We start from the raw sequence: 21,537 nt of genomic DNA, 5'->3' as shown, positions 1-21,537 counted from the left end.
GTTGCGTGCCTGGAGCGGTGCGGATCTAGACCGAACGCAACACCGCGACGACCTTGCCGAGGACCTCGGCGAAGTCGCCCAGGATCGGCTCGAAGTTGGTGTTGCGGGGGAGCAGCCAGGTGTGGCCGTCGCGCTGTCGCAGCACCTTCACGGTGGCTTCGCCGTCGAGCATGGCGGCGACGATCTCGCCGTTCTCCGCGGTCTTCTGCTGGCGGATGACCACCCAGTCGCCATCACAGATTGCGGCGTCGATCATCGAATCACCGACGACCTTGAGCATGAACAGCTCGCCCTTGCCCACCAGTTGCCGGGGGAGCGGGAAGATCTCGTCGATCTGCTGGTCGGCCATGATCGGGATACCGGCGGCGATGCGGCCGACGAGCGGCACCATCGCCGCATCACCTACCTGGATGCCGGACTGATAGTCGTCGGCGGCGCCGGGCGTGACCTCCTCGGAGGACTGAGGCAGCTCGATGAGCACCTCGAGTGCTCGCGGCCGGTGCGGGTCGCGACGCAGGTACCCGCTCAGCTCGAGCTGGTGCAGCTGGTGGGTCACGCTCGACAACGAGGACAGACCAACGGCGTCGCCGATCTCGCGCATGCTCGGCGGGTAACCGCGGTCGCGCACCGAACGCTGGATGACGTCCATCACCGCGCGCTGTTTGTCGCTCAGGCTCTTGCGGCGTCGCGTGCCGCCCTTGTCCCGAGGTGTGCTCTGTTGTGCCACGTTGACGCTCCTCTGGTTAGTCGGTTCGGGCTGGTGCTGGTGGGGCTCGTGCTCGCCGGGCTGGTGCTCGTCGGGCTCAGACTTCTCGGGCTCAGGCAGCAATGTCGGTGGTGTCTGTTTGAGTACAGCTACCCGATCGAAACTGTAGCCACAGAGCAGCGGTTCGTAGACATGCATTCGAGTGTGTTGCGGAATCTGTCTCCATAATATCCGGAAACAGGGTTGATTGTTCGAACACTCGAAGATATATTCGGAACATAGATTCGCATCTGGCCCTCCCGGCCGAGGGCCAGATGCGTTACCAGGAGGTTTGACATGAGCGCAGCATTTGCAGCACCGGACAACCACAGCCCGGCCACCCCGCCCACCACACACCTGCGGCTGACCCGCCGCGGGCGGGCCGTTTTCACGGCCCTCGCCGCAGTGCCCCTGGTACTCGGCGTCATCGGCATCGCCGTCAACGGCGGCATGGCCGCGGCAGAGGGCAGCGCGGGTGTCGGCGCGGCCGCGTTCGACTACGTCACCATTGAGGCCGGCCAGTCGCTCTGGCAGCTGGCCGAGTCTGTCGCCCCCGGACAAGACCCGCGCGACGTGATCATCGACATCGTCAACCTCAACCAGCTGTCCTCCGAGGCCGTGCAGCCCGGCCAGCGCCTCGCCCTTCCCGCCGAGTACTGAGCCGCTCAGCCCGGAGCCGATCAGCCCGGAGCCGATCGCCCCTCCCGCCTCGGACAAGAGAGCTCGGCCGCGGGCGCAACTAAGCTTGTTCGGGTGACCAGCCTCAACGACCTGCCCCTGCGTGCCAACCTCCGCGGACAAATCCCCTACGGAGCACCCCAGCTGCACGTGCCGGTGGCGTTGAACGTCAACGAGAACACGCACCCGATCCCGCCCGCGGTCGCCGCCGACATCGCGGAGGCCCTGGCCGAGGCCATTCTCACCGTCAACCGATACCCCGACCGGGAATTCAGCCAGCTGCGCGACGCCCTCGCCGGCTACCTCGGCCACGGTCTCACCCGCGACAACATCTGGGCCGCCAACGGTTCCAACGAGGTTCTGCAGCAGGTTCTGCAGGCCTTCGGCGGACCGGGCCGGTCGCTGCTCGGCTTCGCGCCGACCTACTCGATGTATTCGATCCTCGCCTCCGGCACCGATACCCGCTGGATCCCCGGCGGCCGTGACGCCGACTACGAACTCTCGCCCGAGACCGCCGCCCGTTGGGTGGAGGAGACCTCGCCCGACATCGTCTTCCTCTGCTCACCGAACAACCCGACCGGCACCCCGTTGTCGCTGGAGACCATCGCGGCCGTCTACGACGCGACCCCCGGCATCGTTGTCGTCGACGAGGCCTACGCCGAGTTCGCGCCGGACGGCACCGACAGTGCGCTCACCCTGCTGCCCGGCCGGGAGCGCCTGCTCGTGTCACGGACCATGAGCAAGGCCTTCGCCTTCGCCGGCGTGCGGCTGGGTTACCTGGCCGCCGACCCGGCGGTCACGGATGCGCTCCGCCTGGTCCGGCTGCCGTATCACCTCTCCGCTCTCACCCAGGCGGCGGCGGTGGCCGCGCTCGCCCACACCGGTGAGATGCTCGCCATGGTCGACGACATCCGGGTGCAACGCGATCGCCTGGTGACCGAACTGACAAATCTCGGCTTCAGCCCCCTGCGCAGCGGAAGCAACTTCGTGTTGTTCGGCGGGGTCGCCGACCCGCACGCGATCTTCGAGGCACTCCTGGCCGAAGGCATCCTGATCCGCGACGTCGGTATCCCCGGCCACCTCCGGGTCTCGGCCGGCACCGAAGCCGAGACGGGCGCGTTCCTGGCCGCCATCGCACGGCTCCGCCCGATAGCCGAATAAACTAACGCCATGAGCAACGTCACGCCCTCGCCTCGCCGTGCCCACCTGCAGCGCGAAACGAGCGAATCGAGCATCGACCTCTCGATCAACCTCGACGGCACCGGGGTGAGCGACATCCACACCAGCGTGCCGTTTTACGACCACCTGCTCACGGCGTTCGCGAAGCACTCGCTGACCGATCTCACCGTGCACGCCAAGGGCGACATCGAGATCGATGTGCACCACACCGTCGAGGACATCGGCATCGTCCTGGGCCAGGCCATCAAGCAGGCCCTCGGTGACAAGGCCGGCATCTCCCGCTACGGTGACGCCCTGGTGCCGCTGGACGAAGCCCTCGTGCAGGCCGTGGTGGACATCTCTGGTCGGCCGTACCTCGTGCACACCGGCGAGCCCGCCGGATTCGAATTCCACCTCATCGGCGGGCACTTCACCGGCTCGATGGTGCGGCACGTTTTCGAGGCCATCTCCTTCAACGCCGCGTTGACGGTGCACGTCACCGTCCTCGGCGGCCGCGACCCCCACCACATCGCCGAGGCCGAGTTCAAGGCCTTCGCCCGCGCCTTCCGCCAGGCCAAGGCCTACGACCCGCTGGTCTCCGGCATCCCGTCCACCAAGGGCGCACTGTGACCTCGGTCGTCGTCCTGGACTACGGCACGGGCAATGTGCACTCGGCCGTCAAGGCGCTCGAACTCGCCGGTGCCGACGTCACCCTCACCGGCGACCGCAAGCTCGCGCTCGAGGCCGACGGACTCCTGGTCCCCGGCGTCGGCGCGTTCAGCGCCGTGATGGCGGCGCTGAACGACGCCCACGGCGGCGACATCATCGACAAGCGCCTCTCCGGCGGGCGGCCGGTGATGGGCATCTGCGTGGGCATGCAGGTCATGTTCGAACACGGCGTCGAGCGCGGCATCGACACCGCGGGCCTCGGCGAGTGGCCGGGAACCGTCACCGCCCTGCCGGCACCGGTACTGCCGCACATGGGCTGGAACACCGTCACGCCCGACCCGGACACCGTGTTGTTCCGCGGGCTGGAAGAGGAACGGTTCTACTTCGTGCACTCTTATGCCGCCCAGGAATGGAGCCTCGACGTGATGCCGCCGTTCCCGGTTCCCCGCCTCACCTGGGCCGAGCACGGCGCGCCGTTCCTCGCCGCCGTGGAGAACGGTCCGCTGTCGGCCACCCAGTTCCACCCCGAGAAGAGCGGCGACGCGGGCATCCGGCTGCTGAAGAACTGGCTCGGCACGCTCCGCGACTAGACATTCCCCCGTCGGTCGCTCCATCGCGGCCGCACCAACACGAAAAGGTCACCACAGCACATCATGAGCGAGTTCAACAAGACCCCGAAGCTGGTCCTCCTGCCTGCCGTCGACGTCGCCGACGGCAAGGCCGTCCGTCTCACCCAGGGTGAGGCCGGTACCGAGACCAACTACGGCGACCCGATGGATGCCGCCCTCGACTGGGCGAACCAGGGCGCGGAGTGGATCCACCTCGTCGACCTCGACGCCGCATTCGGGCGCGGTAACAACACCGCTGTGCTCAAGAAGGTCATCAAGCAGCTCCGCGGCGTGAACGTGGAGCTCTCCGGCGGCATCCGCGACGACAAGTCGCTCGAAGCGGCGCTGAACACCGGCGTCAAGCGCATCAACCTGGGCACCGCCGCACTGGAGAACCCCGAGTGGGCCGCCAGCGTGATCGCCCAGTACGGCGACGCCATCGCGGTGGGACTGGATGTGCGCGGCACCACCCTGGCCGCCCGCGGTTGGACCAAGGACGGCGGTGACCTGTGGCAGGTGCTGGAGCGCCTCGAAGAGGCCCGCTGCACCCGCTACGTCGTCACCGACGTCACCAAGGACGGCACCCTCAAGGGACCGAACATCGAACTGTTGCGCGAAGTAATGGAACGCACCCACCGCCCCGTGATCGCCTCCGGCGGTATCTCCAGCCTCGACGACATCGCCGCGCTGCGCGAACTGGTACCGCTCGGCCTGGAAGGCGCGATCGTGGGCAAGGCCCTCTACGCGGGCGCCTTCACCCTCGCCGAGGCGCTGGATGTCTCCGGCGCGTAACCTCGGCTCGACCGGTCGGCCTGACCCCGCCGGCGGCTCTGCCGGTGGGGCTGCCGGCGACACGTCCGCGGATTCGGCCGGCCAGCCCTGGGCGAACCGGTCCCTGGACGACACCGCGTTCGCCGACGACGACGGCCTCGCGCCGCCCGCCCTGCTGCGCGCGCTCCGCCGCTTCCAGGCCCGCGAGACCGGCGAGGAGGACGTCGTCGACGCCTTCCGTTCGGCGCGCCTGCTGATCCCTCTGGTCACCGCCCTCGGCGCGGATGAGGCCGGCACCGCTTCCGACGGAGCCGCCGGCCCGCACGGGCTGCGGGTGGACAAGACCCAGGAACTGTCGATCATCACCGTGGCCGGCCCGGACGGCCGCGCGGTGCTCCCGGTGTTCTCCTCGGCCGCGGCCATGCACCGGTGGAACGCCCAGGCGCGCCCGGTGCCCGCCGACGCCGTGCGGGTGGCGCTGGCGGCGGCCCAGGAAAGCACCGACCTCGTGGTGCTCGACCCCACCGCCGACACCGAGTTCGCGGTGCGTCGGCCGGCGCTCTGGGCGATCGCCCAGAGCGGGCCGTGGACCCCCAGCTACGCCAGCCGCTCCGTCGCCGTGGCGTTCGAGGAGTCCATCGCGACCGAGCTGTCCGTGCTCTCCGTGAGCCTGACCGCCGGCGACCCGCAGTCCCGGCTGGCGGGGCCCGAACTGCTCGTGCGCCTCGAACTCGTCGACGGGCTCAACCGTGCCGTGCTGGACGCGACCCTGGCCCGCCTCGCGGCGCGCTGGGCGGCCAACGACGTGATCGCAACCGGGGTGGACTCCCTGCGGGTGCAGCTCGTCGCCTCGGCCTGACCCTCCACGCCTGCCGCCCGCCCCCCCCCCGGCCCATCCGTCGCCCGCAGAAACAACTGTTGCCCAAGCGGACATGTGCGCCCGGCGCACCGGGCGCAGATGTCCGCATCGGCAACAGATAAGAGCGGCTTCCGGGCCGATGTCGGGGGTATCGGCAAGGATGGGTAGATGACGGAGATCCTCCAGCGCCTCTCACCGGCCACCCGCACGTGGTTCTCCGGCGCGTTCGATGCGCCCACCGAGGCCCAGCTCGGCGCCTGGGACGCCATCTCCCGCGGATCGCACACCCTCGTCGTCGCCCCCACCGGGTCGGGCAAGACCCTGGCCGCGTTCCTCTGGGCCCTCGACAAGCTGTACTCGACCTCCACGACACCGGCTACACAGGGTGAGGCCGCCGCGCCCACCGGCACCCGGGTGCTGTACATCTCGCCGCTGAAGGCTCTCGGCGTCGACGTGGAACGCAACCTGCGTGCCCCGCTGGTGGGCATCGGCCAGGCGGCCGAACGGCTGGGCCTGGCGCCGGTGCGCGTGACCGTGGGCGTGCGCAGCGGCGACACCCCCGCCGCGGACCGCCGGGCGCTCGTGAAGACACCGCCAGAGATCCTCATCACCACCCCCGAATCGCTCTTCCTGATGCTCACGTCCGCCGCCCGCGAGTCCCTGCGCGGCGTCGACACCGTCATCATCGACGAGATCCACGCCGTCGCGGCCAGTAAGCGTGGCGCCCACCTCGCCGTGTCCCTCGAACGCCTCGACGCGCTGCTGGCCACCCCCGCGCAGCGGATCGGCCTGTCTGCCACGGTGCGGCCGGCGTCGGAGGTGGCCCGGTTCCTCGGCGGTCAAGCGCCCGTGGAGATCGTGGCGCCCAAGAACGAGAAGCGGTTCGACCTGCGCGTCGTGGTGCCCGTGGACGACATGACCCAGCTCGGCGCCGTGCCCGCGTCGGAGGGCGCCACCTCCGCCGCGGCCCCGCAGACCGGGTCGATCTGGCCGCACGTGGAAGAAGCCATCGTGGACGCCGTGCTCGCGCACTCCTCGTCGATCGTGTTCGCCAACTCCCGCCGCCTCGCCGAACGGCTCACCGCCCGGTTCAACGAGATCTACACTGAGCGGCTCGCCGCGGCCGAGGAGGCTGAGCTGGTGCTCGCGGGCGGCCCGGATGCCGGGGGAGCGGCCGGTGCCCAGGCCGGCGCAGCATCCGCTGCCCGAACGGCCACCGCCGCAGCGCCGCCGCGGCCGCCCGCCGAGCTGATGGGCGGCAGCGGCCAGACCGAAGGTGCCGAGCTGCTCCTCGCCCGCGCCCACCACGGCTCGGTCAGCAAGGAACAGCGGGCCATGATCGAGGACGACCTCAAGTCCGGCCGGCTGCGTTGCGTGGTCGCCACCTCGAGCCTGGAACTCGGCATCGACATGGGTGAGGTCGACCTGGTGGTGCAGGTGGAATCGCCGCCGTCGGTGGCCAGCGGCCTGCAGCGCGTGGGCCGGGCCGGCCACCAGGTCGGCGAGGTGTCCAGGGGCATCATCTTCCCCAAGCACCGGGCCGACCTCATCCACGCCACCGTCGCCGCCGAGCGGATGGTGTCGGGCATGATCGAGTCGCTGCAGGTGCCCGCGAACCCCCTCGACATCCTCGCCCAGCAGACCATCGCCGCCGTGGCACTCGAACCCATCGACGCCGAGGAGTGGTTCGACGCCGTACGGCGCAGCGCCCCGTTCGCCACCCTGCCCCGCTCGGCCTACGAGGCCACCCTCGACCTGCTCGCCGGACGCTACCCGTCCGATCAGTTCGCCGAACTGCGCCCACGGATCATCTGGGACCGCGACAGCGGCCTGCTCACCGGCCGGCCCGGCGCCCAGCGCCTGGCCGTCACCAGCGGCGGCACCATCCCCGACCGTGGCCTGTTCGGTGTCTTCATGGTCGGCGGTGACCAGCCCACCGGCCGCCGGGTCGGCGAGCTCGACGAGGAGATGGTCTACGAGTCCCGCGTCGGTGACGTCTTCGCGCTCGGCGCCACGAGTTGGCGCATCCAGGAGATCACCCACGACAGGGTGCTCGTGCTGCCCGCGTTCGGCGAACCGGGCCGGCTGCCGTTCTGGAAGGGCGACGGTCTGGGCCGGCCCGCCGAGCTCGGCGCGGCCATCGGCGCGTTCCTCCGCGAGGTGTCCGCGCTCACGCCAGCGAAGGCCCGAGCCCGCTGCCTGGCCGTCGGCCTGGACGAACGGGCGGTCACCAACCTGCTGGTCTTCCTCGACGAGCAGCGTGCAGCCACCCGCTACCTGCCCACCGACCAGACCCTGGTCGTCGAGCGCTTCCGCGATGAGCTCGGCGACTGGCGGGTCATCCTGCACTCACCGTTCGGCCTCACCGTGCACGCCCCCTGGGCCCTGGCCGTCGGCGCACGGGTGCGGGAACGCTTCGGCATCGACGGCGCCTGCGTCGCCAGCGACGACGGCATCGTCGTGCGCATCCCCGACACCGAGGCCGAACCGCCCGGCGCCGACCTCTTCGTCTTCGACCCCGACGAACTCGAGCAACTGGTCACCGACGAGGTCGGCGGCTCCGCCCTGTTCGCCTCCAGGTTCCGGGAGTGCGCCGCCCGGGCGCTGCTGCTGCCCCGGTACCGGCCGGGCAGCCGCTCACCGCTCTGGCAGCAACGCCAGAAGGCCGCCCAACTGCTCGACGTGGCGCGCGAATACCCGTCGTTCCCGATCATCCTCGAAACCATCCGCGAATGCCTGCAGGATGTCTACGACCTGCCCGCCCTCGTGGCCCTGGCCAAGCAGGTGGCCAGCCGCGCAATCCGCCTGGTGGAGACCAGCACCGACTCGGCCAGCCCGTTCGCCAACGCCCTGCTCTTCGGTTACGTCGCCGCGTTCATGTACGAGGGCGACTCGCCACTGGCCGAACGCCGGGCCACCGCCCTCTCGATCGACTCCGGCCTGCTCGCCGAACTGCTCGGCCGGGTGGAACTGCGGGAGCTGCTCGACCCCGTCGTGATCGACCGGACCGACGCGGAACTGCAGCGCCTGGCCCCCGACCGCCGGGCCAAGGGCCTGGAGGGAGTGGCCGACCTGCTCCGCGGGCTCGGCCCGCTCACCGTGGCCGAGGTCGCCGCCCGCCTGCAAGCCGTGACCGGCGTGGTCGAACAGGGCGAGCCGGCGGAGGCGGTCGGTGAGTCGGAGTCCGACGGCGCCGACGCCTCCGCCCCGCCCGCCGCCGGCGAGGCCGAGGCGCGTGCACACCTGGATGCGCTCACCGCCGCCCGCCGCGCCCTCAGGGTGGGCATCGCCGGCGAGGAGCGCTGGGCGGTGATCGAGGACGCCGGCCGGCTGCGCGACGCCCTCGGCGTTCCGCTGGCACCGGGCATCCCCGAGGCCTTCACCGAAAGTGTGAAAGACCCGCTCGGCGACCTGGTCAGCCGGTACGCCCGCACCCACGGCCCGTTCACCACCGCCGATGTCGCCGCCAGATTCGGGTTCGGCACCGCCATCGCCGTGGGCGCCCTGCGCCGGCTGGCGGATGCCCGCAGGATCGTCGAGGGCGAGTTCCGCCCGCACGGCAGCGGCAGCGAATGGTGCGACGCCGAGGTGCTGCGGCGCCTGCGCCGACGCTCGCTCGCCGCGCTCCGACACGAGGTGGAGCCTGTCGACCAGGCCACCCTCGGCCGATTCCTGCCGGCCTGGCAGCATGTGGGCGGCAAGTTGCGGGGCGTCGACGGTGTGGTCTCCGTGATCGAACAGCTCGAGGGCGCCCGCATCCCGGCCTCCGCCTGGGAGACCCTGATCCTGCCCGCCCGGGTGAGCGACTACAACCCGGGCATGCTCGACGAACTCACCAACGCCGGCGAGGTGCTCTGGGCCGGCGCCGGAACGCTCGCCGGCAACGACGGTTGGGTGAGCCTGCATCTGGCCGACACCGCCCCGCTCACCCTGCCGGTGCCCACCGAGCTGGACACCACGCCGCTGCAGCGGGAGATCCTCGCCACGCTGGGCGGTGGCGGTGGCTACTTCTTCCGGCAGCTGGCCGATTCCGTCGGCAGCCAGGACGACGGCGCCCTCGTCGACGCGCTGTGGGACCTGGTCTGGTCCGGCCTGGTGAGCAACGACACCTTCGCCCCGGTCCGCTCGCTGGTCTCCGGCGGCAAGACCGCGCACTCCACCCGCCGGGCCGCACCGCGCGCCCGGCTGCACCGCGGCCGCGCCCTGCCCCGTCCCAGCCTGCCCAGCCGGCAGGGCCCGCCCACTGTCTCCGGCCGCTGGTCGATCGTGCCCGTCGCCGACACCTCGGCCACCCGCCGCGCACACGCGCTGGGCGAGACCATGCTCGAACGCTACGGCGTGGTCACCCGCGGCGCCGTGATGGGCGAGAACGTGCTGGGCGGCTTCGCCCTGGTCTACAAGACCCTCAGCGGCTTCGAGGAGATGGGCCGCTGCCGCCGGGGCTACTTCGTGGAGGGCCTCGGCGCCTCCCAATTCGCCACCGCCGGCACCATCGACCGGATGCGCGGCTACGTCGACCAGCGGGAACGCGCCGAACGCGGCGACAGGTCGGTATCCGCCGCGGTCACCCTCGCCGCCACCGACCCGGCCAACCCGTACGGCGCCGTGCTGCCCTGGCCGGCCCTGCCCGAGGGCACCGGTCACCGGCCCGGCCGGAAGGCCGGCGGCCTGGTGGTACTCGTCGACGGGCACCTGGTGCTCTACGTGGAGCGCGGCGGCAAGTCGATGCTGGTGTTCGATCCGACCGCCGCCGCTGACGGAGACGCCGGCGAGACCGGTGCGGGTGCAGCAGAAGACGCACCCGCACCCGCCGCGACGCCGCGTTCGGCTCCGGCGACGGCACCGGCCTCCCGCGCGGCACCGGTCCCAGCGGGCACCGCACGACCGGCAGCATCCGAGACCGTGCTCGCCGCAACCCGGTCGCTGGCCGCCACCGTCACCGCCGGCCGGGTGCCCAAGCTCGCCGTGGAAACCGTCAATGCCGAGTTTGTGCTCGGCACCACGGTGGGCGACGCGTTGCGCGCCGCCGGCTTCACCGAGACGCCGAGGGGGCTGAGGCTCAGTGCCTGAGGGTGACACCGTCTACCGCAGCGCCCGCAGCCTCGACGACGCCCTCCATGGCGCCACCCTCACGCGCTGCGACATCCGGGTACCCGCCTTCGCCACCGTCGACCTGACCGGCCAGACCGTGCACGAGGTCATCAGCCGCGGCAAACACCTGGTGGCGCACGTGGGGGAGACCAGCATCCACTCGCACCTGAAGATGGAGGGCACCTGGCACCTCTACCGGCACGGCACCAAATGGCAGCGGCCCGCATTCCAGGCCCGCATCGTGCTGGAGACCGCGGACTGGGTGGCCGTGGGATTCGAGCTGGGCACCCTCGAGCTGTTTCCCACCGCGGAGGACGAGCAGCACCTCGGCTATCTCGGTCCCGACCTGCTCGGCCCGAACTGGGACGCGGCGGAGGCCGTGCGCCGGCTCCGCGCAGCCGGAGACAGCGGAGCCGGAGACAGCACTGCCGGGGACAGCGCTGCCGGGGACAGCGCAGCCGGGGACAGCGCTGCCGAAGGCAGTGCGGCGGGGGACCGGCCGGTGGCGGTCGCCCTGGGCGACCAGCGCAACCTCGCCGGGCTCGGCAATGTGTACGTCAACGAACTGTGTTTCCTGCGCGGGCTGCTGCCCACCCGGCCGATCGCTGAGGTCACCGATGTCGACGGCCTGGTCGCGCTGGCGCACCGGCTGATCACGGCCAACCGGGACCGTTCGGAGCGCACCACCACCGGCAACCTGCGCCGGGGCGCGCGCACCTTCGTCTACGGGCGCGAACGGCAGCCGTGCCGGCGCTGCGGCACGAGCATCCGTAGTGGCCGGCTGGGCCGCAGCGAACTCGAACAGCGGGTCACCTACTGGTGCCCGCGCTGCCAAACCTGAGGTAACTGTTGCCCGTCCGGACAATTGTGCCCGGCGCACCGGACGCACATGTCCGATTCGGCAACAGTTGCGGGGGAGGGTGCTAATTGACCGGGCCGGTGAACTTCTCGCCGGGGCCCTGGCCGATCGGGTCCGGGATGCTCGACGCCTCGCGGAACGCCAGCTGCAACGACCGCAGCCCGTCGCGCAGGCTCCGCGCGTGCATGTCTGAGATATCGGGGGCGGATGCCGTGATCAGGCCGGCGAGGGCCGTGATCAACTTGCGCGCCTCATCCAGGTCGATCTGCGTGTCGGGGTCGTCGGCAAGGCCCACCTTGACCGCCGAGGCGCTCATCAGGTGCACCGCCGCGGTCGTGATGATCTCCACCGCCGCCACATCCGCGATGTCTCTCGTGGCCTGGCCGGACTGGTCCTGATCGTAATTGTCGCTCACTGGTTTCCTCTGCTATGCTTACCCGGGCTCCGAGATGAAAGTCTCGGTACGAAAGTGGATAATCTCCCACCCGCGCTTGACCGCTTCATAAAGGTTACCGGGTAGTTTGCACTCCGCCGTCGCTCGCTGGTTTCCAGCTTGCACGGTAGATAGGGTGCCGTACGCGGTTGATGAGTGACGGAACAAGGAAATGTTCCAGATCCCAGGAATTGCGCGCGCGATTGTCTCCTCTTCGTCTCCGGACGACATCCGTTGTCAGGCTGTAGCCACGATGCTTGAGTAGAGGAGAGACGCATCAGCGATCCCCGTACAAATGACCGTATCCGCGTCCCCGAAGTCCGTCTCGTTGGTCCCAACGGCGAACAGGTTGGGGTCGTGGCGATTGATGTCGCCCTGCGCCTGGCACAGGAGGCTGACCTCGATCTGGTCGAAGTAGCCCCCACGTCCAAGCCGCCGGTCGCGAAGATCATGGATTACGGCAAGTTCAAGTACGAAGCTGCGCAGAAGGCGAAAGAAGCCCGGCGCAACCAGGCGAACACGATCCTCAAAGAGGTTCGTTTCCGTCTCAAGATTGATAAGCACGACTACGAGACCAAGCGCAAGCGCGCCGAAGGCTTCCTGAAGGCCGGCGACAAGGTCAAGGCCATGATTCTGTTCCGTGGCCGTGAACAGTCCCGTCCCGATCAGGGTGTACGTCTGCTTCAGAGATTTGCCGAGGATGTCGCGGAATTCGGTTCTGTGGAATCGAGCCCGACCATCGACGGTCGAAACATGGTCATGGTGATTGGCCCGCTGAAGAACAAATCAGAGGCCAAGGCAGAGGCCAATGCACATAGAGCTGCTGATAAAGCAGCCAAACAGGAGGAAAAGAATGCCTAAGCAGAAGACCCACTCTGGGACAAAGAAGCGTTTCAAGGTCACTGGCTCCGGCAAGATCATGAAGCAGCAGGCCGGACTTCGCCACAACCTCGAGGTCAAGAGCACGCAGCGCAAGTCCCGCCTGAACCAGGACCAGGTTCTCGCCAAGGCCGACGTCAAGGCCATCAAGAAGCTTCTCGGCCACTAGGCCCCGTACCCCTAAAGGAATTAGAAAATGGCAAGAGTAAAGAGGGCCGTCAACGCCCACAAGAAGCGTCGCGTAATCCTTGAGCGCGCCCAGGGTTACCGCGGTCAGCGTTCACGCCTGTACCGCAAGGCCAAGGAGCAGGTCACTCACTCCCTCGTCTACAGCTACCGTGACCGTCGTGCACGCAAGGGTGACTTCCGTCGCCTGTGGATCCAGCGCATCAACGCTGCGTCGCGTGCAAACGGCCTGACCTACAACCGCCTCATCCAGGGCCTCGCCCTGGCCGGCATCCAGGTTGACCGTCGCATCCTCGCCGACCTCGCCGTCACCGAGCCCGCCACCTTCGCGGCCATCGTTGAGAGCGCCAAGGCAGCACTGCCCGCTGACACCTCCGCAGCCAAGGTTGCCAAGTAGTCACACCTGCTTGTTTCACGGGAGCGACCATCACTGATGGTCGCTCCCGTTTTGCGTACCCGGCGGCGCATTAGATGGCCGGGGTGCACGGCACCTAAACTGAGTGCATGCTAGATAACCCCCGATCTCCTCGCGTGCGTGCCGTCGCGAAACTTGCGAACCGAGCCGCCCGCTCCGAGACGGGACTGTTCCTCCTCGAGGGTCCGCAGGCCGTCTCCGAAGCCCTCACCTTCCGCCCCGAACTCGTCGTGGAGCTGTACGCCACTCCCACTGCCCTCGAGCGGTACACCGAGATCGGCGATGCCGCGGTCGCCGCCGGCGTGGACGTTGAATTCGTCACCGAACAGGTGCTCGAGACGATGGCCGACACCGTCACCCCGCAGGGCTTCATCGCGGTGTGCCACCAGTTCCCCACCTCGATCAAGAAGATCTTCGCCAACGAGCCCAAGCTCATCGCCATTCTCGAAGAGGTGCGCGACCCCGGCAACGCCGGCACCATCATCCGGGCAGCGGATGCGGCGGGCGCCGACGCCGTGATCTTCACCGGCCGCAGCGTTGACCTGTACAACCCCAAGGTGGTGCGCTCCTCCACCGGGTCGATCTTCCACCTGCCCGTCGCCGTTGGCGTCACTCTCACCGATGTGCGTGAGCGGGCTAAGTTCGCCGGTATGCAGATCCTCGCCGCCGACATCAAGGGTGAAGACCTGCTCGAGGCCCGCAACAGCGGCCTCCTTTCCGAGCCCACCGCCTGGTTGTTCGGCAACGAGGCCCGCGGTCTCACCGAGGAAGACCTGGCCATGGCGGACCGCTCGATCAGCGTTCCCATCTACGGCCACGCCGAATCGATGAACCTCGCCACGGCCGCCTCTGTCTGCCTGTACGAGAGCGCTTTCTCGCACCGCGCCTAGCATCTTTCCCGGTCGGGCGTCTATTACGTTTGGGTTACCGACCGGGCCAATGCCGCGCTAAAGGTGGTCTGTCGGGCCTACCCGGGCATAAGTTGGGGGGTATGGAGCCAACAGACGCATCACCGGCGACGTCCAATATCACCGTACGCCGGGGGGAACCCCTGGTCGTGATCACGGACGTCAACAAGAACTACGGGGAACTGCACGTTCTGAAAAACATCAACGCCACGGTCAACCGGGGCGAGGTGGTCGTGGTCATCGGCCCCAGCGGGTCGGGCAAGTCCACCCTCTGCCGGGCGATCAACCGCCTCGAAACGATCGACAACGGCACGATCACCATCGACGGCAAGGAACTGCCGAACGAGGGCAAGGCCCTCGCGCAGCTACGCGCCGACGTAGGCATGGTGTTCCAGGCGTTCAACCTGTTCGCACACAAGACCGTGCTCGAGAACGTCACCCTCGGCCCGATCAAGGTTCGCGGCATGAGCAAGGCCGACGCCGAGAAGAAGGCCATGGCGCTTCTGGAACGTGTCGGCGTGGCCAACCAGGCCAAGAAGATGCCGTCCCAGCTGTCCGGCGGCCAGCAGCAGCGGGTGGCCATCGCCCGCGCCCTGGCCATGGACCCCAAGCTGATCCTGCTCGACGAGCCCACCAGCGCGCTCGACCCCGAGATGATCAACGAGGTCCTCGAGGTCATGGTCGACCTCGCCAACGAGGGCATGACCATGATCGTCGTCACGCACGAGATGGGCTTCGCCCGCAAGGCGGCCGACCGGGTCATCTTCATGGCCGAGGGCGACATCGTCGAGGAAACCACCCCGGAGAAGTTCTTCACCAACCCCCAGAGCACGAGAGCGAAAGACTTCCTCTCCAAAATACTTGCCCACTAATCGGTCGGCGAGACACACAGCACACAGGAGGAAACCATGAGACGCAACAAGGGTCTAATGATCTCTGCCATCGCCCTGGTCGGAGCGTTCGCGCTGAGCGGCTGCACCGACTCCGGCGCCAGCACGCCGTCGGCCGCACCGGTTGAGGAAGATGTCACGTTCGAGGAGGGCACCACAATGGCCGCCCTGAACGAAGCCGGTGCGATCACCATCGGCACCAAGTTCGACCAGCCGCTGTTCGGCCTCAAGGGCCCGGATGGCAACCCGGTCGGCTTCGACGTCGAAATCGGCAAGCTCATCGCGTCCAAGCTCGGCATTGAGGCGTCGGACATCACCTGGACTGAGACTGTCTCCGCCAACCGCGAACCGTTCATCCAGAACGGACAGGTCGACCTGGTCGTCGCGACCTACACGATCAACGACGCGCGCAAGGAAGTTGTCTCCTTCGCCGGCCCGTACTACGAAGCCGGACAGGACCTGCTGGTGCTGGCGGGCAACGAGGCCGGGATCGAAGGTCCCGACGACCTGGCCGACAAGAAGGTCTGCACCGTGAGCGGCTCCACGTCGGAGAAGAACATCGCCGCGTACACGACCAACATCATCGCCACCGACACCTACTCGAACTGCCTCGGCCCGCTGCGCAGCGGTGAAGTCGACGCTGTCACCACCGACAACGTGATCCTGGCCGGCCTCGCCGACCAGAACGCCGGTGAGTTCGAGGTCGTCGGCAACCCGTTCACCGCCGAGCCCTACGGCATCGGCCTGGCCAAGGACGACACCGAGTTCCGCAACTTCATCAACGATGTCCTCGAAGAGGCCTACGAGGACGGTTCCTGGGCCGCAGCCTGGGAGGCCACCGCGGGCTCCGTGCTCGAGACGCCGGAACCGCCGGCGGTCGACCGCTACTAGCAGCACCGCACAACCGATCGGGGTGGCCGCACCGGCCGCCCCGATCGGCAGTTTTCGCTCGAATTACCATGAGGCCCCAAGGCCTCGACAAACACAGAGGAGGTGAGTCTTGGACGCAGTCATCGAAAACCTGCCGGTCTTTCTGGAAGGCTTCAAGAACACGCTCGGGTTGCTGGTCTTCTCCGGCATCGGCGCACTCGTGCTCGGAGTCATCGTTGCCGCCCTGCGCATCTCGCCCATCGCGTCATTCCGGGCGTTCGCGACCGTCTACACCGAGCTGGTCCGCAACACGCCGCTCACCCTCGTGCTGTTCTTCTGCGCGTACATCCTGCCGTACCTGCAGTTCTCGCCGGGCTACTTCCTGCTGGCGCTGATCGGTCTCACCGTCTACACCTCGCCGTTCGTCGCCGAGGCACTGCGCTCCGGCATCAACGGCGTGCCCGTCGGCCAGGCCGAAGCCGCCCGCAGCGTCGGACTCACCTTCGGCCAATCGCTCAGCTTCGTGATCATGCCGCAGGCCGTGCGGATGGTGATCCCGCCGCTGATCAACGTCTTCATCGCCCTCACCAAGAACACCTCGGTCGCCGGCGCCTTCTTCGTCTTCGAGCTCTTCCAGGCGTCCCGCCAGGTCGTCAACGATCGCGGCGACGAGGTCATCGCGATCCTGCTGGCGGTCGCGTTCTTCTATCTGATCATCACGGTCACACTCGGGCAGATTGCCGCCAGGGTGGAAAAGAAAGTGGCGGTGCTCCGATGAGCTCAGTACTCTACGACGCACCCGGCCCCAAGGCCCGTGCCCGCTCCCGGGTCATCTCCGTCGTCGGCGTGATCATCATCCTCGCCGGTCTCACCTGGCTGATCCTGGCCCTCGGCGCCCCCAAGCCCAGCGCCAACGGCGCCATCCAGCCCGGCATGTGGGACCCGACCCGCTGGGACGCCCTGCTCGACGTCGAGGTGTGGCGCACCCTCGGGCGTGGCGCACTGGCGACCCTCACCATGGCCGGTGTCGCCGCGTTCTTCGCGCTGATCCTGGGCGTGCTGTTCTCGTTCCTTCGTTCGGCCGACCACGCCGCCATCCGGGTGCCGACGACAATCGTCCTGGAGTTCGTGCGCGGCATGCCCGTGCTGCTGATGATGCTCTTCATCCTGCTGGTGTTCTCCACCGGGTCGTTCTGGGCCGGTGTGGCGGCGCTGTCCGTCTACAACGGCGCGATCATCGGCGAGGCGCTGCGAGCGGGCATCAATTCGCTTCCGCGTGGCCAGCGGGAGGCCGGTCTCGCGATCGGCCTGACGCCCATCGCCACCCGGTTCCGCATCGAATTCCCGCAGGCGTTCCGGCAGATGCTGCCGATCATCATCGCGCAGCTCGTGGTGCTGCTCAAGGACACCTCGCTGGCGTTCATCGTCGGCTACGAGGAACTCCTGCGAAGCGGCCTTTACACGATGACCAACTTCTTCGGCCAGCGGTACCAGTTCTCGTTCTTCCTCATCGTGCTGGCCATCTACCTGGCGATGAACCTGTCGCTGTCCTGGCTGGCGCGGGTGATCGCCCGACGTTCGGGACCCAAGGCAGGCAAGCTCGTCGACCCAGCTCCTGAGCCCATGCCGAACGCCGCCGGCGTAGGCGGCGGCTTCTAAGACGACAGGTCCCGGCCGCCGCAGTTCGTGCCGCGGCCGGGCACTAAACTTGGGTCTCGTGTCTGCCCCCACTGAAATAACCGAACCCGTCGTCACCGCGGCCGTCGACGCCGCCCTCGCGGCCATCGACGCCGCGACTGACTCCGTCGCCCTCAAGGCCGTGCGCTCGGCGCACGTCGGCGAGGCCTCGCCGCTGGCCGCGCTGAACGCTCTGATGCGCAGCGTGCCCGGCGACCAGAAGGCCGCCGCCGGCAAGCTCGTCGGCCAGGCCCGCGCCCGGGTGAACCAGGCGCTGGCTGCCCGCGAGGCCGCCATCGTCGAAGCCGAGGCTACCGCCCAGCTCGCCGCCGAAGCCGTGGACGTCACCGCCGCCGCCTCTACGTGGCGGGCCGGCGCGCGCCATCCGCTCACCCTGCTGCAGGAACGCGTCTCTGACGTGTTCGTCGGCATGGGCTGGGAGGTCGCCGAAGGACCCGAGCTGGAGAGCGAGTGGTTCAACTTCGACGCGCTCAACTTCGACGAGGACCACCCGGCCCGCGCCATGCAGGACACCTTCTTCATCGACCCGCCCGAGGCGCACCTGGTGCTGCGCACCCACACCTCGCCCGTGCAGCTGCGCGCGCTGCTCGGCACCGAGCCGCCCGTGTACCGCATCGCGCCCGGCCGGGTCTACCGCACCGACGAGCTCGACGCGACCCACACCCCGGTGTTCCACCAGATCGAGGGCATCGCCGTGGACAAGGGCCTCACCATGGCGCACCTGCGCGGCACCCTCGACCACTTCGTCAAGGCCCTGTTCGGCGACGAAGCCAAGGTGCGCCTGCGCCCCAACTATTTCCCGTTCACCGAGCCGAGCGCCGAGCTCGACCTCTGGCACCCCACCTTCAAGGACGGTGCCCGCTGGATCGAGTGGGGCGGCTGTGGCATGGTCAACGCCAATGTGCTGCGCTCCGCCGGCCTGGACCCCGAGGTCTACTCCGGATTCGCGTTCGGCGTCGGCGTCGAACGAGCACTGATGTTCCGCAACGATGTGAAGGATATGCACGACATGGTCGAAGGCGACGTTCGGTTCAGCCAGCAGTATGGGATGGCCGTCTGATGCGCGTTCCCCTGAGCTGGCTCGGCGAATTCGTCGACCTCGAACCCGGCACCACCCCCGAAGCCGTGCACGCCGCCCTGGTGAGCGTGGGCCTGGAAGAAGAAGAGATCCACCGCTTCGAGCTGACCGGACCCATCGTGGTCGGCCAGGTTCTCGAGTTCGTCGGTGAGGTGCAGACCAACGGCAAGACCATCAACTGGTGCCAGGTGCGCGTCGCCGCGGACGGCGAAGTCGCCGCCGACGGCGGCCCCGCCATTCACGGCATCGTCTGTGGCGCGCACAACTTCGTCGTCGGCGACAAGGTCGTCGTGACCCTGCCCGGCGCCGTGCTGCCCGGCCCGTTCCCGATCGCGCCGCGCAAGACCTACGGCCACGTCTCCGACGGCATGATCGCGTCGGCCCGCGAGCTCGGCCTCGGCGACGAGCACGCCGGCATCCTGGTGCTCGGCGACCTCGGGCTCGACCCCGAGGTGGGCACGGATGCGATCAGCCTGCTGGGCCTGGACGACTCCGCCGTGGAGATCAACGTCACCCCCGACCGCGGCTACGCCTTCTCGATCCGCGGTGTTGCCCGGGAGTACTCGCACGCCACCGGTGCGACCTTCCGCGACCCGGCCCTGGCCGTCACGGCGACAGCGTCCACCGAGGTCTTCCCGGTCTCGATCGAGGACACCGCCCCGATCCGCGACCGCATCGGCGCGAGCGTCTTCGTCACCCGCGTCGTTCGCGGCGTGGACCCCACCCGGCCGTCGCCGGCCTGGCTGATCGCCCGGCTCAAGCTGGCCGGCATCCGCTCGGTCTCGCTGATCGTGGACATCACCAACTACGTGATGATCGAACTCGGCCAGCCGATCCACGGCTACGACCTCGACAAGCTCACCGGCGGCCTCGCCGTGCGTCGCGCGCAGCCCGGCGAGAAGCTCGTCACCCTCGACGACGTCACCCGCACCCTCAACCCCGAAGACCTGCTGATCACCGACGGTTCCGGCCCGATCGGCCTCGCCGGGGTGATGGGCGGCGCGACCACCGAGATCGGCGCGGACACCACCAACGTGCTGATCGAAGCCGCGAACTTCGACCCGGTGTCGATCGCACGCACCGCCCGCCGGCACAAGCTGCCCAGTGAGGCGTCCCGCCGGTTCGAACGCGGCGTCGACCCCGAGGTTGCCGCCGTGGCTGCCGCCCGGGTGGTGCAGCTTCTCGTGGAGCTCGCCGGGGGAGTGGCCGACGGCCTGGGCTCCCTGCACGACGCCACCCCGGAACGCGCCCCGATCGACCTGCCCACGGGCTTCGTCTCCGGCCTGATCGGCCTGGAGTACACCCGCGACGAGGTGCGCACCTCGCTGGCCGAGATCGGCGCCTCGATGACCGAGACCGCGACCGGCCTGGCCGTGACCGCGCCGAGTTGGCGTCCGGACCTCACCGACAAGTGGACCCTCGCCGAGGAGGTCGCCCGCATCGTCGGATACGACCGCATCCCGTCGGTGCTGCCCGTCGCCCCGCCCGGCCGCGGCCTCACCCGCACCCAGCAGCTCAAGCGCTCGGTCGCCACGGTGCTCGCCGCCACCGGCCACACCGAGGTGCTGGCCTACCCGTTCGTGGCCGAGAAGGCGAACAACCTGTTCGGCGACCCCGCCAGCAGCACGGTTCCGCAGATCAAGGTCGCCAACCCGCTCGACGGCGAAGCCCCGTTCATGCGCACCTCGATGCTGCCCGGCCTGCTGCAGATCGCACACCGCAACCTGTCCCGCGGCTCGACCGACCTGGCGATCTTCGAGCTCGGCTCGGTCTTCCGCCCGGTCGAGGGCGTCAGCTACGGCAGCACCGTCGTGCCGCCGGCCGCCGTGCGGCCCAGCGCCGAACTCGAGGCGAAACTGAACGCCGGCATCCCGCCGCAGCCGTTCACCGCCGGTATCGTGCTGCTCGGCAACACCGTGCGGCACCAGCCCGGCCAGGCACCCATCGCCGCATCCTGGCAGGACGCCCTCACCGCCGTCGCGCAGATCGGCCTCGCGGTCGGCCTGCCGATCCTGGTGCGCCAGGGCACCCACCAGGCCATGCACCCCGGCCGCACCGCCGAGCTGTTCGTGGCTACGGATGCCGGCGAGCTGTCGGTGGGCTTCGCGGGCGAACTGCTGCCCGCCGTGGCCCGCGGCGCCGACCTGCCCGCCGTGGTCGCGGTCGTCGAGCTGAACCTGTCCGCGGTCTTCGCCCAGGTCACCGGGGAACTGCAGGCCACCGTGATCGGCACCAAACCCGCCGCCACCCAGGACCTCTCGCTCGTGGTGGGTGTGCAGGTTCCGGCCAGCGACGTGCTCACGGCCGTGCGAGAGGGCAGCGGCACGTTGCTGGAAAGCATCGAGCTGGTCGACGACTACCGCGGAACGGGCATCGAGGCCGGGCAGAAGTCGCTCACCTTCGCGCTGCGGTTCCGGGCGCCGGACCGCACCCTCACCGCAGCAGAGGCCAGTGACGCGAAGCTGGCCGGCGTGCAGCTCGCCGCCGCCCGCTACGGCGCGCACCTGCGCGAGTAGGTTCCGCCCTGTCAAGCCCTGCCCTGCCCCTGTCTCTCGTGTCGCCAAACCGGTTTGACGGGGTCGGGCAGGGTCGCGGCACGTCTTGAGTGCGGCGGCACGTCTCGAGTGCGGCGGCACGTGTTGTTGCGCGTGCCGCGGGGACTAACACGTGCCGCGGGGACTAGCACGTGCCGCGGGAGTTAGCGCGTGCCGCGGGGGTTAGCGCGTGCCGCGGGAGCTGACG

Annotated in this window: 20 protein-coding genes; 18 read left to right on the top strand and 2 right to left on the bottom strand. The window is 69.0% G+C overall.

Features of this window, described 5'->3' with window-relative positions:
• Positions 1-25: 25 nt before the first annotated feature.
• A complete protein-coding gene (lexA, locus tag RCH12_RS04925) occupies positions 26-649 on the bottom strand; it encodes a transcriptional repressor LexA (RefSeq protein WP_240632483.1) in 624 nt (207 codons plus the stop codon).
• A 393-nt stretch (positions 650-1,042) separates the two neighbouring features.
• Here lexA and RCH12_RS04920 point away from each other — a divergent pair, with 393 nt between their 5' ends.
• The 8 genes from RCH12_RS04920 to RCH12_RS04885 all read left to right on the top strand — a co-directional run bounded on the left by RCH12_RS04920 (position 1,043) and on the right by RCH12_RS04885 (position 11,420).
• Positions 1,043-1,405: a LysM peptidoglycan-binding domain-containing protein gene (locus RCH12_RS04920; protein WP_103429545.1), complete on the top strand. Its 363-nt coding sequence runs from the start codon at positions 1,043-1,045 to the stop codon at positions 1,403-1,405.
• A 93-nt stretch (positions 1,406-1,498) separates the two neighbouring features.
• Positions 1,499-2,584: a histidinol-phosphate transaminase gene (locus RCH12_RS04915; protein WP_327016208.1), complete on the top strand. Its 1,086-nt coding sequence runs from the start codon at positions 1,499-1,501 to the stop codon at positions 2,582-2,584.
• Between the two features lie 9 nt (positions 2,585-2,593).
• Positions 2,594-3,211 carry an imidazoleglycerol-phosphate dehydratase HisB gene (hisB, locus tag RCH12_RS04910; protein ID WP_088455735.1) on the top strand — a complete coding sequence of 206 codons (618 nt, stop codon included), beginning with the start codon at positions 2,594-2,596 and terminating at the stop codon, positions 3,209-3,211.
• Positions 3,208-3,840: an imidazole glycerol phosphate synthase subunit HisH gene (gene hisH, locus RCH12_RS04905; protein WP_088455736.1), complete on the top strand. Its 633-nt coding sequence runs from the start codon at positions 3,208-3,210 to the stop codon at positions 3,838-3,840. The genes hisB and hisH overlap by 4 nt, the downstream gene beginning before the upstream one ends.
• 63 nt (positions 3,841-3,903) lie before the next feature.
• Positions 3,904-4,650, top strand: a complete 747-nt coding sequence (priA, locus tag RCH12_RS04900; RefSeq protein ID WP_088455737.1) for a bifunctional 1-(5-phosphoribosyl)-5-((5-phosphoribosylamino)methylideneamino)imidazole-4-carboxamide isomerase/phosphoribosylanthranilate isomerase PriA — start codon at positions 3,904-3,906, stop codon at positions 4,648-4,650.
• Positions 4,634-5,488 carry an SseB family protein gene (locus RCH12_RS04895; protein ID WP_103429547.1) on the top strand — a complete coding sequence of 285 codons (855 nt, stop codon included), beginning with the start codon at positions 4,634-4,636 and terminating at the stop codon, positions 5,486-5,488. Before priA ends, RCH12_RS04895 begins: the two co-directional genes overlap by 17 nt.
• Positions 5,489-5,656: 168 nt before the next feature.
• Entirely contained in the window at positions 5,657-10,558 is a 4,902-nt protein-coding gene (locus RCH12_RS04890) for an Lhr family ATP-dependent helicase (protein ID WP_327016207.1), read from the top strand.
• The gene (locus tag RCH12_RS04885) at positions 10,551-11,420 is read left to right on the top strand and encodes a DNA-formamidopyrimidine glycosylase family protein (RefSeq protein WP_327016206.1); all 870 of its coding nucleotides are present in this window, start codon (positions 10,551-10,553) and stop codon (positions 11,418-11,420) included. The genes RCH12_RS04890 and RCH12_RS04885 overlap by 8 nt, the downstream gene beginning before the upstream one ends.
• An 82-nt stretch (positions 11,421-11,502) precedes the next feature.
• On the opposite strand, the gene RCH12_RS04880 is transcribed toward RCH12_RS04885, so the two are convergent.
• Positions 11,503-11,853: a DUF1844 domain-containing protein gene (locus RCH12_RS04880; protein ID WP_103429550.1), complete on the bottom strand. Its 351-nt coding sequence runs from the start codon at positions 11,851-11,853 to the stop codon at positions 11,503-11,505.
• A gap of 294 nt (positions 11,854-12,147) precedes the next feature.
• Here RCH12_RS04880 and infC point away from each other — a divergent pair, with 294 nt between their 5' ends.
• From infC to pheT, 10 genes are all read left to right on the top strand, one after another.
• On the top strand, positions 12,148-12,732 hold the full coding sequence (gene infC, locus RCH12_RS04875) for a translation initiation factor IF-3 (RefSeq protein ID WP_084020755.1): 585 nt from the start codon (positions 12,148-12,150) through the stop codon (positions 12,730-12,732).
• Positions 12,725-12,919 (top strand): 50S ribosomal protein L35, encoded by a 195-nt coding sequence (gene rpmI, locus RCH12_RS04870; RefSeq protein WP_066594389.1) that lies wholly within the window; start codon positions 12,725-12,727, stop codon positions 12,917-12,919. The genes infC and rpmI overlap by 8 nt, the downstream gene beginning before the upstream one ends.
• A gap of 27 nt (positions 12,920-12,946) precedes the next feature.
• The gene (gene rplT / locus RCH12_RS04865; protein WP_088455742.1) at positions 12,947-13,333 is read left to right on the top strand and encodes a 50S ribosomal protein L20; all 387 of its coding nucleotides are present in this window, start codon (positions 12,947-12,949) and stop codon (positions 13,331-13,333) included.
• Positions 13,334-13,440: 107 nt separating this feature from the next.
• The gene (locus RCH12_RS04860) at positions 13,441-14,241 is read left to right on the top strand and encodes a TrmH family RNA methyltransferase (protein ID WP_103429551.1); all 801 of its coding nucleotides are present in this window, start codon (positions 13,441-13,443) and stop codon (positions 14,239-14,241) included.
• Positions 14,242-14,342: 101 nt separating this feature from the next.
• Positions 14,343-15,131, top strand: a complete 789-nt coding sequence (locus RCH12_RS04855) for an amino acid ABC transporter ATP-binding protein (protein WP_103429552.1) — start codon at positions 14,343-14,345, stop codon at positions 15,129-15,131.
• Positions 15,132-15,167: 36 nt separating this feature from the next.
• Positions 15,168-16,040 (top strand): glutamate ABC transporter substrate-binding protein, encoded by an 873-nt coding sequence (locus RCH12_RS04850; RefSeq protein WP_103429553.1) that lies wholly within the window; start codon positions 15,168-15,170, stop codon positions 16,038-16,040.
• A 109-nt stretch (positions 16,041-16,149) separates the two neighbouring features.
• A complete protein-coding gene (locus tag RCH12_RS04845) occupies positions 16,150-16,797 on the top strand; it encodes an amino acid ABC transporter permease (RefSeq protein WP_103429554.1) in 648 nt (215 codons plus the stop codon).
• The gene (locus tag RCH12_RS04840; protein WP_103429555.1) at positions 16,794-17,678 is read left to right on the top strand and encodes an amino acid ABC transporter permease; all 885 of its coding nucleotides are present in this window, start codon (positions 16,794-16,796) and stop codon (positions 17,676-17,678) included. Before RCH12_RS04845 ends, RCH12_RS04840 begins: the two co-directional genes overlap by 4 nt.
• Before the next feature lie 58 nt (positions 17,679-17,736).
• Complete coding sequence (gene pheS / locus RCH12_RS04835) at positions 17,737-18,777, top strand: phenylalanine--tRNA ligase subunit alpha (RefSeq protein WP_103429556.1); 1,041 nt, start codon at positions 17,737-17,739, stop codon at positions 18,775-18,777.
• Positions 18,777-21,311: a phenylalanine--tRNA ligase subunit beta gene (pheT, locus tag RCH12_RS04830; protein ID WP_327016205.1), complete on the top strand. Its 2,535-nt coding sequence runs from the start codon at positions 18,777-18,779 to the stop codon at positions 21,309-21,311. Before pheS ends, pheT begins: the two co-directional genes overlap by 1 nt.
• The last annotated feature ends 226 nt before the right edge of the window (positions 21,312-21,537 follow it).

The organism is Cryobacterium sp. MP_3.1 (assembly GCF_035984795.1).
GTDB classification, from domain to species: domain Bacteria; phylum Actinomycetota; class Actinomycetes; order Actinomycetales; family Microbacteriaceae; genus Cryobacterium; species Cryobacterium zongtaii.
Note: the sequence above shows the minus strand (reverse complement) of the source record. Positions and strands in the feature narration are given on the sequence as shown.